Below are 14,485 nucleotides of genomic sequence, written 5' to 3' on the forward strand. Positions count from 1 at the left end.
GCGACGATTTCGTCGGCGCATGCGCGAATTTCTGCGGCGGCCAGCTTGCCGCCACGATCGTTCATCTGCAGTACGGTCTGACCGAGCGCCATCGCCTGCTTGTACGCCTCCCGGGTCGGGATCTGCGCCGGATACAGCGCCGTGTAAAGCGCAAAGCGCGCCGCATAGGTGTTCGCGCGCCCGGCATCGGGCCGTGCGCGCTCGACGAGCGCGACCCAGCCGCCTTGTGCATCGTCGTGTGATACGAGCCCTGCCCCGACGCCCGCGAGCAAGGCCGCCCCCATCGCGGCTTCGACGTCCTGCTCGATCGTCCACACCGGGAAGCCCGTCACGTCCGCGATGATCTGCATCCATAACGCCGAATGCGCGGCCCCGCCCACGACGATCAGCCTGTCATCCAAAGCCACCGCGCCGCGGCGCCCGGCCTCGATGTTGTGCCGCAACGCGAACGCGACGCCTTCGAGCACCGCGCGATACAGGTGCGCGCGCGTATGCGCGAGACTCAGCCCGACGAACGCGCCGCTCGCCTTCGCGTCCCATACGGGGCTGCGCTCGCCCATCAGGTACGGCAGGAACAGCACGCCGTCGGCGCCCGGCGGCACGCCTTCGGCCGCTTCCTCGAGCAACACGTGCGGATCGCCGTGCGGCAGCAGGCGTGCCGCATCGATTTCCGCGTGGCAGAACTGGTCGCGAAACCACGCGACCGACGCGCCGGCCGTGATCGCGCCGCCGAACACGTACAGGTCGCGCTGCCCGTTGAACACGTGCGGCATGCTGACGAGCCCGTGACGCGCATCGACGTGCCGGCTCACGTAACCCCAGCACATGCTGGTGCCGATCATCGCGACATGCTGCCCCGCGCGCGTCGCGCCGGCCGCGAAGGTCGCGACGGCCGCATCGACGCCGCCCGCGACGACAGGCGTGCCGGCCGGCAGCCCGAGCTGCTCCGTCCATTGCGACAGCAGCCCGCCGACGATGTCCGTCGATTCGACGAGCCGCTCGGGCATCATCGTCGCCGGAATGCCGAGCATGTCGAGCGCGTCGTCGGACCACTCGCGGCGCGCGACGTCGTACACGCCGCCGATATTGCCGGCCGAACTGTGATCGACCGCGACCTCGCCGGTCAGCAGGTAGATCACGTACGCGTTCGGCGGCAGGAAATAGCGCACGTGCGCCCATACGTCCGGCCGCTGGTCGCGCAGCCACAGCATCTTCGTGAAGCCGTAATAGCTGTCGACGCCGTTGCCCGTGATCACGCGCAGCCGCTCGACGTTCACGTTCGCGTTGATCCAGTCGACTTCCGCGGTCGCGCGCCGGTCCATCCAGATCAGGCACGGATGGAGCGGCCGCATGTCGATGTCGACCGGAATGCCCGAGCCGCCGTACAGGCTGCCCACGCACACCGCCCGGATCGCATCGGCCGGCACGCCCTGCGCGCGCGCATCGCTCACGCAGCCCGCGATGCACGCGAGCACCGCGTCGAACCACACCTGCGGCCATTGCTCGGCCCACAGCGGGCGCGGCGTATCGGGCTGGTAGCCGGCCGAGCGCCGCGCGACGATCGTGCCGTGCCGGTCGACGAGCAGCGCCTTGGTGCTCTGCGTGCCGATATCGACGCCTATGACGTATTCCATGATGTCTCCGGTGAGGCGCACGCCGGCCGTCAGCGGGCCGGCTTCAGCAGCACCTTGATCGATTCGGGCGATTTCGCGACGCGGATCGCGTCGTCCCAGTCCTCGAGCGCGAAGTCGTGCGTGACGATGCCTTTCGACGTGACGAGCCCGCGCGCGAGCAGGTCGATCGCGATCGGGTAGCAGTAGGGCCCCAGGTGCGCGCCGCGTACGTCGAGCTCCTTGCGATCGCCGATGATCGACCAGTCGACGGTCGCATCCTCGCCGAACACGCTGAATTCGACGAAGCGGCCGAGCTTGCGGATCAGGTCGAGCCCCTGGCTCACGCCGACCGGCGCGCCGGTCGTCTCGATGTAGACGTCACATCCGTAGCCGTCGGTGAGCGACCGGACGATCTCGCGCGCGTCGTCGCGCGTCGGGTTGATCGTCACGTCCGCGCCGTACTCGCGCGCGAGTTCCAGCCGCTCGTCGATCAGGTCGATCACGACGAGCTTCTTCGGCGTCTTAAGATGCGCGACCTGCGTCATCATCAGCCCGAGCGGGCCCGCGCCCGCGATCACGACCACATCGTCGAGCTGGACATCGCCACGGTTCACCGTATGGATCGCGCACGACAGCGGCTCGATGATCGCCGCATCCTCGAGCGACACGCCGAGCGGGATCTTGTGGACGATCGCGGTCGGCGGAATGCGCATGTATTCGGCCATCCCGCCGTCGGCCACCTCGCGCTGGAAGCCGAAGATGTTGTGCACCTCGCACATCCAGTACTGGCCCGACTTGCAATAGCGGCACTTGCCGCACGGCACGATCTGCTCGGCGATCACGCGGTCGCCCACCGCCACGCCGAAATGCTCGGCCGCGCCGTCGCCGAGCGCGTCGACATGGCCGAAGAATTCGTGGCCGGGAATCACGGGCGCCTTCACCCACGGGCTCGGGCCGCCCCAGAACATCTTCGCGCCCGTATAGCACTTGCAATCGCTCGCACAGATCCCGCATGCGGCGATGCGGATCACGAGCTCGTTCGCGCCGGGGCGCGGCTTCGCGACCTGTTCGACGCGATAGTCCTCGGGGCCGTGGCAGACGACCGCGGTCATCCGCGGCAGGGCTTCGGGTGTCGTCATGGATAGTCTCTTTCGTTGATGATCTGGATGACTGATGAATCAATCGTTACCGCGACCGTTCGCGGCTGATGTAGATCGCGAGCAGGATGATTCCGCCCTTGATCACGTTCTGCACATACGGGTTCACGCCGATCATGTTCAGCCCGTTGTTGAGCACGCCGAGCAGCAGCGCACCGACCAGCGTGCCGAGGATCGCGCCGCGCCCGCCGGAGATCGACGTGCCGCCCATCACGACGGCCGCGATCGCGTCGAGCTCGAAGCCGACGCCCGCGTTCGGCTGACCGCTCATCAGGCGCCCGGTCAGCACGATCGCCGCGAGCGCCGACGTGAGCCCGGCCAGCGTGTAGACGATCAGCTTCACGCGCGCGACCCGCACGCCGGTGAGCCGCGTCGCCTGCTCGTTGCCGCCGATCGCATACACGTAGCGGCCGAACGGCATCCGGTCGAGCAGCAGCCACGCGATCGCATAAACCACCAGCATGATCAGCACCGGCGCCTGGATGCCGAGCACCTTGCCGCTGCCGAAGAACGCGACCCAGTCGGGCAAGCCGTCGATCGGATAGCCGCCCGTGTAGATCAGTGCGAGGCCGCGCGCGATGCCCATCGTCGCGAGCGTGACGATGATCGGCGGCATCCCCGCGAACGCGACGAACACGCCGTTCAGGAAGCCGAAGCCGAGGCCGACCGCGATGCCGATCGCGAGCGCCGCAACCGCGTTCACGCCCGCGACCATCAGCCCGGCCGCGAGCGTGCCCGACAGCGCCATCACCGAACCGACCGACAGGTCGATCCCGCCGGTCAGGATCACGCAGGTCATGCCGACCGCGATGATCGCGTTGATCGACACCTGGCGCAGCACGTTCTCCAGGTTCGCGGCGGACAGGAAGCTCGGGCTCGCGATCATCATCGCGATGCACACGACGATCAGGCCGACGAGCGGGTAGAACAGCGTCGAGCGGCGCAGCTGCGCCCACCTCGCGCGTGGCGGCGGTGCGTCGCTGCTTCCGGCGGTGGCCGCGAGCGTCGTGGAAGGCGTGGAAGAAGAATCAGGCAGGTTCATGGGTCGCTCCTCGCGTGCCGGCCGTGGCATAGGTCATGACCGTGTCGGGATCGATCTCGTCGCCGTCGAGCGTCGCCTCGATGCGGCCCTGCCGGAACACGGCGACGCGATCGCACATGCCGACGATTTCCGGCAGCTCGGACGAGATCATGATGATGGCGTAGCCGCGCGCGGTGAGTTCGCGCATCAGCCCGTAGATTTCGGCTTTCGCGCCGACGTCGATGCCGCGCGTCGGCTCGTCGAAGATCAGCACCGACGTGTGATGGTTCAGCCAGCGCGCGATCACGACCTTCTGCTGATTGCCGCCGGACAACGTCGCGACCTCGGTGTGGATCGACGGCGCTTTCACGCCGACGCGCCGCATCACGTCGTGCGTGGTGCGCGCCTCGTCGCGACGGTCGATCAGCCAGCGCATCGACCGGTACTTGCCGAGGTTGTTCAGCGAGATGTTGTCGCGGATCGAGAACGACGTGACGAGCCCTTCCGTCTTGCGGCTCTCCGGCAGGATGCCGATGCCCGCGCACAGCGCGTCGGCCGGATCGGCGAGCTTCGCGGCCGCACCGCGCACGCGCACGTCCTTGCGATGCGCACGCGTCGCGCCGATCACCGCGAGCGCGGTTTCCGTGCGGCCCGAGCCGACCAGCCCCGCGAAGCCGAGGATCTCGCCGGCATGCAGCGTGAAGCGGTTCACCGGGCCGCCGCGTTCGATCTGCAGTTCGTTGACCTCCAGCACCCGCGGCGCATCGGCCGCGCGTGCCGGCTTCGGCGGAAAGCTGCTTTCGATCCGGCGGCCGACCATCATCCGCACGAGCTGTTCGACGTCCGTGCGCGCGACGTCGGTCGTCGCCACGTACTGGCCGTCGCGCAGCACCGTGATGCGATCGCACACCGCGAAAATCTCGTCGAGGTGATGCGAGATGAAGATCATCGCGACGCCCTGCCGCTTCAGCTCGCGCATGATCGCGAACAGGTGCTCGGCCTCGGCCGGCGTGAGCGTGGCGGTCGGTTCGTCGAGGATCAGGATGCGCGCGTCGAGCGACAGCGCCTTGCCGATCTCGACGAACTGCTGCTGCGCGACCGACAGCGCACGGATCGGCGCATCGAGATCGATCGCCACGCCGAGCCGCGCGAAGATCGCGGCCGCCGCGTGACGCATCCGCTTGCGGTCGCGCGCGCCCCAGCGGTTGCGCAACTCGCGGCCGAGGAACAGGTTGTCGACGGCGTCGAGGTGCGGAATCAGGCTGAATTCCTGGAACACGATGCCGACGCCGGCCGCGACCGCATCGTGATAGTCCGCGAAATGGCGGACGGTGCCGTCGATCTCGATCGTGCCGGCATCCGGCTGATGAATGCCGCACAGGATCTTCATCAGCGTCGACTTGCCCGCGCCGTTCTCGCCGAGCAGCGCGTGGATCTCGCCGCGCGCAATCTCCAGATCAATGTCGGCCAGCGCCTTCACGCCCGGAAAGCTTTTCGTGATGTGGCTGAGCCTGAGTATCGTGTCCATCGGCTTCTCCGTGCGAAGAGCGCCGGCCGTGCCGCCGCCCTTCGCGTCGCATCGCACGTCGTTCACCAGCTGAAGCCCTTCGCGTTGCCGCGATCGACCACCTTCACGTCGACCGGGATCGCCTTCGGCACCGTCGCGCCCCACTTCCGCGCGATCGCGATGCCGAGCGCAATGCGCACCTGGTCGGCCGGGAACTGCGCGGTCGTCTCGATGAACTTCGAATTCGGCTTCTGGATCGCCGCGATCGCCTCGGGCGCGCCGTCGACGCTCGTCAGCTTGATGTCCTTGCCCGAGCTCTCGATCGCGGCGAGCGAGCCCATCGCGCCGCCGTCGTTCACGCTGAAGATGCCCTTCAGGTTCGGATGCGCGGAGATCATGTTTTCCGTGACCGACAGCGCGGTCGCGCGCTCCTGCTTGCCGTTCTGCGTATCGACCAGCTTCACGTTCGGGTATTTCGCGAGCCCGGCCTTGCAGCCGCGTACGCGTTCGAGAATCGGCACGACCGGAATGCCGTCGAGAATGGCGACCTCGCCGCTGCCGCCGATCGCCTTCGCGAGGTAGTCGCACGACATCACGCCCGCGTCGTAGTTCTTCGAGCCGACGAACGAATCGACCGGGCCGTTCGCGTTCGCATCGACGGCCACCACCACCGCGCCGGCCTTCTTCGCCTGCGTGATCGCCGACTGGATGCCGGTCGAATCGGTCGGGTTCACGAGCAGGATGTCGATCTTCTTCTGCAGCATGTCCTCGACGTCGCTCACCTGCTTGCTGACGTCGTGATGCGCGTCGGTCACGACGACCTGCGCGCCGATCGACGCGGCCGCGTCGTTCAATGCCTTCTGCATCGTCACGAAATACGGGTTGTTCAGCTCCTGGAACGTCATGCCGATGCGCAGCGGCGCAGCCTGCGCGGCGGCGGCGGGCAGCCAGGCCGCGACGGCGAGCGCGGCAATCACCGCCATACGGGCGGCGCGACGGGGGGATGAAGCGGGCGATGCATGCGTCATGACGGTGTCTCCGGTTATGTGTGCAGCGTTTTCGTGGGTGAACGCGCCCCTCGCGACGTGGGCGACGCGATTGCGCTGGGTGAAACGGCGTGGAAATTCAGGCGGGCCGCGGCCCCGCGATCATCCGGGCTGCGGCGCGAGCTCGGGGATGCCGGGCGTGACGACACGCGGCGGCAGCGGATTGCCGGTGGGCGCCGCATGCAGCGCAAGCTCGCGGCTGCGCGCGTTCAGGCGCTGCAATGCGCGGAATTCGGACGGCGCCATCCCCTTCACCGCGCGGAACTGGCGGTTGAAGTTCGACACGTTGTTGAAGCCGGCCTGGAAGCAGATATCGGTGATGCTCGCGTCGTCGGCGAGCAGCATCTGGCACGCGGACTCGATCCGCAGACGATTCACGTACTGCACGAACGGCATGCCCGTCTGGCGGTGGAACGCTCGCGAGAACGCGCTGACGCTCTGCCCGGTCAGTTGCGCGAGATCGGCTTCCCGCAGCTCGGACGCGAGGTTCTTGCCGATGTAGGACAGCGCATGGCTGAGCCGCGTGGGCGTGACGTCGGCCTGGTCGTACGCGGGGCTCGCGAGCAGCGTGCGTTCGGCCGCTCCGCAAAGCCGTTCGAGGATCGTCATGAACAGCGCGATGCGACGCATGCCGCGCGCGGCCAGCAGTTCGTCGAACAGCGGCGCGATCGCGGCGCTGGTGGCCGCGTCGAAACCGACTCCGCGCCGCGCATCGTCGAGCAGCGCCTGCGCGTCGCGGCATTCGGGAAACGCTTCCATGCAACGGCGCACGAACGCAGGATCGAACTGGATCACGAGATTGCGGCGCTCGACCGTTTCGCCTTCGGCCATGTCGCTGACCCAGTTGTGCGGCAGGTTCGGGCCGAGCAGCACGAGATGGCCAGGGCCGAACGAGCCGATGTGGTCGCCGACGAAATACTTGCCTCGCGTCGCGACGATCAGGTGCAGTTCGAATTCGGGATGGAAGTGCCAGCGGATCGTGCGATACGGATAGCCGTGCGACCAGACCTTGAACGACTCGTCGCGTCGCACGTCGACCACTTCCAGATCGGGATGCATCATGGTTGGCGTCTCCATTCCCATGTCTCGCTGGCCGGTTCGTTGCGCGCGCGCCGCGTATTTCACACGGCGACGCGACCGGTCGCATGGGAAGCAATGTAGGTCGATCGAGCGCGCGGCTCCACCAACTTTACGCCTGATTTCCGATACTTTTTTGCGCATTCCGGCCGCACAGGGCGCCGGACGGCAAATTTGTGCAGCGCGGAACGGCCGGGCGGCCGCCCGCGCCGATGCTCATGCAGCCGCGTGCTCGCGCGCCGTCCGCACTTCGTACGCCTTCAGGTGGTTGTACGCGATCCGCAGCAGCGACAACGCATCGGCCGCCTGCGGGTCGCGGCGCGCGAGCAGGTCGCCGATCACGTGATCGGCTTCGACGCGCGCATGGTTCTCGACGTCGCGCAGCATCGACGCGGTCAGCGGCGACGGCGTCAGCACCATCCGCTGCATCCGCTCGATGGCGGCCGGATCGGGCCGGTGACCGTTGTGCTCGGCAATCGCGCTGCATTCGCCGAGCATCGTCTCGAGCAGGCGGCGGCCGTCCGGCGCGGCGAGAATGTCGCCCACCGAGCCGCGGAACAGCGACGTGCTCGCGGCGAGCGTCGCGAGGAACACCCATTTTTCCCACATCCGCGCAACCACGTTGTCGCTGAGCGTCGCATCGAACCCCGCGCCGCCGAGCACGTCGGCCACCGCGCGCACGCGCGGCGATTCACCGCCCGTGAGTTCGCCGAAGGTGACCCCGTGCGTGTCGTTGAGGTGCACGATGCGCTGCTCGCGATCGAGCGTCGCCGCGATCACGCACAACCCGCCGAGCACCTGAGCGGCGCCGAACCGGTCGCGCAGCACGTCGAGATGACGCATCCCGTTGAGCATCGGCAGGATCAGCGTCTGCGGGCCAACGAACGGCGCGAACGACTGAATTGCGTCGTCGAGGCTGTACGCCTTGCAGCTCAGCAGCACGAGATCGAACGGCGCGACGCCGGCACCCGCATCGCCCGCGCGCACGGTCTGCACGTTCGCGAGCGTCAGGTCGCCGCGCGGGCTGCGGATCAGCAGCCCGTCGCGCGCCAGCGCGGCCGCGCGGCCGTCGCGCACCAGGAATGTCACGTCGCGCCCCGCCGCGGCCAGCCGGCCGCCGAAATACCCGCCGACCGCGCCGGCCCCTACCACCAGAATTCGCATCGTTGCCTCCTTTCGGTTTCATTCGGTGCCCGCGCCGCCGAGCCGGGCCCGCGGCGCACACGCCATCGCCCCGTGAGTATAGCGACACCCGTTATGCATATGCATAGATACCCTTGTTTGGATTAGAGGCATGCGTCCACGGTACCGGTTCCTAGGGATAACCCGTCTACGGCGACGCCCGTCGGGCGCCGTCAAGTCACTTATCCCGTCACGCCGTTCCGGCGAGCTTCCACGACCGACCACACACCATGCGCAACCTTTCCCTGAATCAGAAACTCGCCTCGATGATCGTCATCCTCTGGCTCGGCCTGCTCGTGATCGCCGGGCTCGGCGCATGGCAGACGCGCGCATCGATGATCACGGACCGCCGCGACCAGCTCGCGTCGCTGGTCGCGCAGGCCGCGAGCGTGACCGACCATTTCTACAAGCTGTCGCAGCAGAACGCGCTGCCGGAAGCCGAAGCGAAGCAGAAGGCGCTCGAGGCGATCGCCGCGATGCGCCACGGCGCCGACGGCTACATCTCGATCAACGACTCGAAGCCGGTGATCGTGATGCACCCGATCAAGTCCGAGCTCAACGGCAAGGACGTGTCGAATTTCACCGATCCGAACGGCAAGCACCTGTTCGTCGAGATCGTGAAAGCCGGCAACCTGGAAGGCGGCAAGGGCTTCGTCGAGTATCTGTGGCCGAAGCCGGGCGCCGACAAGCCGCAGGACAAAACCAGCGCGGTGCAGCGCTTCGCGCCGTGGGACTGGTATCTCGTCACCGGCATGTACATGAACGACGTCCGCTCGGCGGTGCTCGAAAGCGTCGGCCGCTGGCTCGCGATGACGGCCGTGCTCGGCGGGATCGCGACCGCCGTGATGGTGTTCGTGCTGAAAAGCGTGCGCGCGAACCTCGGCGGCGAGCTGGAAGTCGCGCTCGACGCCGCGCAACGCATCGCGCAGGGCGACCTGACCGCGCGCGTGACCGTGAAGCAGGACGATCGCGGCAGCCTGCTGCATGCGCTGCACACGATGCAGGGCGGACTGATCGACATGGTGTCGCGCGTGCGGATGGGGACCGAGAACATCAACGTCGGCGCTAGCGAGATCGCGTCCGGCAACACTGACCTGTCGCAGCGCACCGAGGAACAGGCGGCCGCGCTCGTACAGACCGCGTCGAGCATGGACCAGATGACCGCGAACGTGAAGCAGAACGCGGACAGTGCCGCGCAGGCCGCGTCGCTCGCCGACCAGGCCGCGCAGGTGGCGACGCGCGGCAGCGCGGTGGTCGACGACGTCGTGCGCACGATGAACGAGATCACCGACCGCTCGCACAAGATCGGCGACATCATCGGCGTGATCGACGGGATCGCGTTCCAGACCAACATCCTCGCGCTGAACGCGGCGGTTGAGGCGGCGCGTGCCGGCGAACAGGGCCGCGGCTTCGCGGTGGTCGCGGCCGAGGTGCGCTCGCTCGCGCAACGCTCGGCGACGGCGGCGAAGGAGATCAAGTCGCTGATCGTGTCGTCGAACGAGACCGTCGAACAAGGCGCGGCGCTCGTCACGCACGCGGGCGAGACGATGGCCGAGATCGTGCAGTCGGTGCGGCGCGTGAACGAGATCCTCGACGAGATCAGCCATGCGTCGCGCGAACAGAGCGCCGGGATCGAGCAGGTCAATCGCGCGGTGGGCGAGATGGACCAGGTGACGCAGCAGAACGCGGCGCTCGTCGAGGAAGCCGCGGCCGCCGCGCATTCGCTGCGCGATCAGGCCGAGGCGTTGCGGGATGCGGTGACGCGGTTTGCGTTGCCGGCGTAGGCCTTGAAAGCGTGCGGGCCGGTTTTCCTGCGCGTGTCCCGCACGCTCGATCGGCATCGATCGGGATGCCCTCGTGTCTGCACGTCGTGACCCGTGGTAGGTCACTGCGTCTTCGGGACGGGGTTCAGGTTCGGGCAGCAGTGATTCGGGCACCCCGGACTCACGTTGACTTCAACGCGTCGCCCGGATTGACCAAACTCGTCCGGCTTGAATACTTTGCCAGCTAAGGCGCTTTTCTCACCGTGGATAGAGTGCTGTTCCAAGACCGCCATCACGTTTTCGGCTCGTCGCTTCGCAAGCTGTTGCGCGTCACGTTCGGTCTTTTCGGCCAATCCGTTCAACCACACGGTATCGATGATCGGAAAGCGCTTGTGCATGTCGCTCGACCACTCGGACAGCCGTGAGCGCTCGGCCGGAGAAATTGCGCTCGAATTGGTATCGAACACAATATCGATGTAATGCCCTGGCATATTCGATGGGCCGTCACATGCGGCGGATGCGTGCGCGCAGGTCAACGCGAGCGCGGTGGCAACCAGGAATTTAGTCACCATCGACAACGTACCCCGCAATGCTATCGGCGTTATGAATTGCCAAGTCGGGATTCGACCGCCCCCAAGGCGCCAGGAATGGTGTGATGATGTATTGATCGTCGGTGGATGACATGGTGTCGTGAAAATGCGTGGCTTCGTGGATGATAGTTGACACGTGAGAATCAACGCCGTCCGTCCACGGGCGCATCGTGCAGAACTGCGCGCTGATTGCAATCGTATGCGTCGCCGTATCCGGTGCGCATACGTGGGCGGCTTCGTTATCCCTCCCGCGCGGGTGAGGGGTGCAGCCTGTCGCCAGGTCGCCTGCGCCGCCGCTACGAACGACGTTGTGTTCGTTGAACCCGCGCACCACGGCAAGCACTTTCGTTAGGCCGGTAAGTAGGTGCATGCGCGTGCGCTCGTCGTTACGACCGAACCACTTAAACACGCGATTTTTTTCGGCCTGTGACCATCGTTGCAATGCGGCGACGCGTGCGCCTAGCTTTTCGACGGCCTTAGCTTGAGCCTTCGCAAAGACGGCCCGAAATTCTGAGTTGGTCATGTTCTCGCAGATCGGTCGCAGGTCAACATCCGCGAACGTCTGCGATCCTGCAATGGTGTTCGTCGTCGTCTCGGCGACGGTGGTTTGGGTCCCCATCCTCTCAATCCTCGATTACAAGCGTCAATGTCTGCGCGCGTTCGGTTCGCACGCGCTCGGTACAACCCCGCCCGTCGCTCACACCGGATGCAAGCACGTTTCCCGATCGACCTTTGATCCAATAGCGCACGTTACTTAACGGTTCCTTCGTTCGAACGTCGCGGATGACGAATTGATCGTCGTGGGTGCAGCGAGCGGACGCGAACCGCTCGGGGGAGTATGCGACGTTACCGAAGTACGGCATCGCGTCATTGCGGCCGCCGTCCCCGCCAATGAAAAACGTGCAGTCGGCACCGGCGATCAGTCGGTTTTGCCCGCACGGACAAAGTACCGGGTCGCCTTCAACCGCAACGCATCGGTTGGATGAGATAACGCTGACAGCACTCCCGGCGATGGGGAACATACCGTCGCAATTTCCGCACGTCGCCCTATCGCCGTTCAATGCGGCGATCCTGTCGCTAACAACGATTGACGATGTACCTTCGACGACTATCCCGCCCGTCGTCGTCATGTCGCCAGCTCTGATTACTCGTTTGCTCACGGTGTGTCCTCAATCGAAATCGGTAACGATCCATTCGCCGGATTCGGGATCGTGGATCGCGTATTGATCGACTTCGGCCCCGGTGAATGCAATCGTCGGTGGCTTGCATGTCAGTGCTTCGACCTCTGCGTCGGCTATCTGCTCGGCCGTCCACTTGCGCATCGCGTCAAGCGTTGCGCCGAACCCGGATAACCCGGCGCGCTGATAGGCAATTTCGATTCGCTCGGCCACGTCATCCGGAAATTGGATCGTGAAATGGTCACGCTGATCGAGCGGCACGTCGAAGAAGGAAGCAAAGTAGACCATCAGGGGATGTCCCGCATCGGACACAACCAGACGCCCCCCGGCCGCCGCATAGGCATAGTTCACGGCGACCGACAATCGACCATGTTTTTCCATGAAATGACGGGTATCGACTTGGCGAAAGTCGATCGGCCAAAAATGGCCGTCGTTACGCGCGAGCGCTCGGGAACCCATGACCGCATCAAGTGGAGAAAGGTAGGTGCAAATGAACGGATCACGCGTACAGATCATCCGCATGTTGCCGCTGTAAGTCGGATCGATCACCTCGGGTGCATCGATCGGTGACGTGTGTAGCTGCTGCACCAGCGTATAAAGCTTGATTGATGAATGAAGGAAATACGGACATTCGGCATGTTCCTTTTGGGTCATGGACTCGGATACCTTGTACGTCGACGGACCATAGACATTCGCCGGTAAGAATCTCCCTGTCTATAGGATGAGTACGATATTTATTCGCACTCCGACTCAATAGGCGATCACGCGGATGTTCAGCAAATATCCCTCGACATACCCGATGCCGCCCCAAGCCCCAACCCCGCCGCCCGCTGGATCAACTCGACGTCGTTGCTCACGCCGAGCTTCTTCATCGCACTGATCTTCTGCGCGCTGACCGTCTGCTTGCCCTTGCTCAGACGCTGCGCGATCGTCTTGATCGGCACCCCCGACAGATACAGGCGAATGACCTCGATCTCGCGCGCCGACAGCTTCACGGGCGCCTCGCCGCGCTCGCCGAATGCATCGACCGCGCGCCTGACGAGCGGCGACAGGTAACGCCCGCCGCTGTAGCTCGAATGAATGGCCGTGACGATATGGCCGACCTCGTCGAACTTGCTGACGATGCTCACGCCACCGATCGCGAGGATCGACCCGAAGATCAGCGGATTCTCGTTCGCGACCAGCGCGACGATCCCGACGTTCGGACGCGTGCGCCGCAGCCAGTCGAACAGCGCGAGGCCGTCCATCTGCTCGTCTGCCCGGATCGCATAATCGACCAGCACGAGATCGCAGTCGACGCCGCCGAGCGACGCGACCAGTTCGGCCACGCTCCGGTACACCGCGACGATCTCGATCGCACAGCCGCTGCCCGCGACCTGCTCGATGCCGGCCAGCGTCAACGGCCAGTCGTACGCGAAAACGACGCGAACATTGAATTTCCTCATGCGCAGTTCCAGGTGATTCATCGGCCGCGCGACACGGGACGCGCGCGGCCGATTTGGCGTTGAAAGGACATTCAGGCTATTTTTAGCCTGAATGTCGATTCTATGAAGCCGCGCGCAGGCGGGCTATCGGACGGCATCGGGATCGGCCGCCGGAGACGTAATACGAGTTTGATATTTGCGCCGGTTCGAACGCCTGACACCGGGCGGCCGGTCGCCGCCGACATCGGCCGGATGGCCGGCGTGGCGGCCGATACGGGCCAAGCGACCGGCCAGCAGGTAAAATCGACGCCTTTGCATCCCGCGCCGGGCCACCGGCGGCGAGCGACGCGCCGATGCCGGCCGCGTGCCGCCGCCCGTTTGCCGGCTGCCCGTACCTCCGCTTTCCCCATGACCGAATCCGACCTGCAATCCGACGACACCTCCATCCACGAAGACGGCCTCTGGCGCGACAACGGCTGGACGGCCCGCATCATCAAGAACGAAGACGACGACGGCTGGGCCGTCGAGATGATCAAGGACGGCGAGTCCGAGCCCGCGCTCGTCGGGCCGTGGACCATGGGCCGCGACAAGAAGAACCCGAAGCCGATGGACGCGAACGCGTTCCGCACGCTCGTGAAGACCGCGACCGAGGTGCTGATGCGGCACGAGCAGCAGCGGCGCGCGATGCTGCACAAGGAAGTGACGGTTCAGGGCGAGGACGACCAGGATGTGTCGGTGACGCTCGACATCGTGCCGGACGAATTCGAGCCGTACGCGCAGCTCAAGGCATTCGATCCGTATGGCGAGCTGCTGGCCGAAGCGAAGGTGTCGGCCGGGTTCAAGCTCAACAAGGCCAGCGCCGAGCGCTGGGTCGCATCGGGCTTCGAGCGGCCGGCCGCCTGATCGCGCGCGGCGCGCCGGGCCGCG

14 protein-coding genes are annotated in these 14,485 nt (G+C 65.9%); 2 read left to right on the plus strand and 12 right to left on the minus strand.

Features of this window, described 5'->3' with window-relative positions:
* From G3N96_RS33610 to panE, 7 genes are all read right to left on the minus strand, one after another.
* Window positions 1–1,634: FGGY-family carbohydrate kinase (locus tag G3N96_RS33610; protein WP_241022948.1), on the minus strand; the 1,634-nt coding region annotated here is incomplete at its 3' end.
* 29 nt (window positions 1,635–1,663) lie between these two features.
* Entirely contained in the window at window positions 1,664–2,752 is a 1,089-nt protein-coding gene (locus G3N96_RS33615; RefSeq protein WP_206139886.1) for an alcohol dehydrogenase catalytic domain-containing protein, read from the minus strand.
* 46 nt (window positions 2,753–2,798) lie between these two features.
* The gene (locus tag G3N96_RS33620) at window positions 2,799–3,812 is read right to left on the minus strand and encodes an ABC transporter permease (protein ID WP_206139887.1); all 1,014 of its coding nucleotides are present in this window, start codon (window positions 3,810–3,812) and stop codon (window positions 2,799–2,801) included.
* Window positions 3,799–5,319, minus strand: coding sequence for a sugar ABC transporter ATP-binding protein (locus G3N96_RS33625; RefSeq protein ID WP_206139888.1), 1,521 nt, complete (start codon window positions 5,317–5,319; stop codon window positions 3,799–3,801). Before G3N96_RS33625 ends, G3N96_RS33620 begins: the two co-directional genes overlap by 14 nt.
* Before the next feature lie 62 nt (window positions 5,320–5,381).
* Window positions 5,382–6,326, minus strand: coding sequence for a substrate-binding domain-containing protein (locus G3N96_RS33630; RefSeq protein ID WP_124578140.1), 945 nt, complete (start codon window positions 6,324–6,326; stop codon window positions 5,382–5,384).
* A gap of 120 nt (window positions 6,327–6,446) precedes the next feature.
* Window positions 6,447–7,406, minus strand: a complete 960-nt coding sequence (locus G3N96_RS33635) for an AraC family transcriptional regulator (protein ID WP_206139889.1) — start codon at window positions 7,404–7,406, stop codon at window positions 6,447–6,449.
* A 231-nt stretch (window positions 7,407–7,637) separates the two neighbouring features.
* Window positions 7,638–8,585 carry a 2-dehydropantoate 2-reductase gene (gene panE, locus G3N96_RS33640; protein WP_124578144.1) on the minus strand — a complete coding sequence of 316 codons (948 nt, stop codon included), beginning with the start codon at window positions 8,583–8,585 and terminating at the stop codon, window positions 7,638–7,640.
* A 248-nt stretch (window positions 8,586–8,833) separates the two neighbouring features.
* On the opposite strand from panE, the gene G3N96_RS33645 reads away from it, so the two are divergent.
* On the plus strand, window positions 8,834–10,387 hold the full coding sequence (locus tag G3N96_RS33645) for a methyl-accepting chemotaxis protein (protein ID WP_206139890.1): 1,554 nt from the start codon (window positions 8,834–8,836) through the stop codon (window positions 10,385–10,387).
* Window positions 10,388–10,488: 101 nt separating this feature from the next.
* Here G3N96_RS33645 and G3N96_RS33650 read toward each other — a convergent pair whose 3' ends face one another.
* The 5 genes from G3N96_RS33650 to G3N96_RS33670 all read right to left on the minus strand — a co-directional run bounded on the left by G3N96_RS33650 (window position 10,489) and on the right by G3N96_RS33670 (window position 13,579).
* Entirely contained in the window at window positions 10,489–10,938 is a 450-nt protein-coding gene (locus G3N96_RS33650) for an OmpA family protein (protein ID WP_206139891.1), read from the minus strand.
* A complete protein-coding gene (locus G3N96_RS33655; RefSeq protein WP_206139892.1) occupies window positions 10,928–11,575 on the minus strand; it encodes a M35 family metallo-endopeptidase in 648 nt (215 codons plus the stop codon). The genes G3N96_RS33650 and G3N96_RS33655 overlap by 11 nt, the downstream gene beginning before the upstream one ends.
* A gap of 4 nt (window positions 11,576–11,579) precedes the next feature.
* A complete protein-coding gene (locus G3N96_RS33660; protein WP_206139893.1) occupies window positions 11,580–12,116 on the minus strand; it encodes a PAAR domain-containing protein in 537 nt (178 codons plus the stop codon).
* 9 nt (window positions 12,117–12,125) lie between these two features.
* Window positions 12,126–12,788 carry a hypothetical protein gene (locus tag G3N96_RS33665; protein ID WP_206139894.1) on the minus strand — a complete coding sequence of 221 codons (663 nt, stop codon included), beginning with the start codon at window positions 12,786–12,788 and terminating at the stop codon, window positions 12,126–12,128.
* A gap of 119 nt (window positions 12,789–12,907) precedes the next feature.
* Entirely contained in the window at window positions 12,908–13,579 is a 672-nt protein-coding gene (locus G3N96_RS33670) for a response regulator transcription factor (protein WP_206139895.1), read from the minus strand.
* Window positions 13,580–13,966: 387 nt separating this feature from the next.
* On the opposite strand from G3N96_RS33670, the gene G3N96_RS33675 reads away from it, so the two are divergent.
* On the plus strand, window positions 13,967–14,461 hold the full coding sequence (locus G3N96_RS33675; RefSeq protein WP_124578148.1) for a hypothetical protein: 495 nt from the start codon (window positions 13,967–13,969) through the stop codon (window positions 14,459–14,461).
* The last annotated feature ends 24 nt before the right edge of the window (window positions 14,462–14,485 follow it).

The sequence above is a fragment of the Burkholderia sp. Se-20373 genome (assembly GCF_017104705.1).
Lineage (GTDB): Bacteria > Pseudomonadota > Gammaproteobacteria > Burkholderiales > Burkholderiaceae > Burkholderia.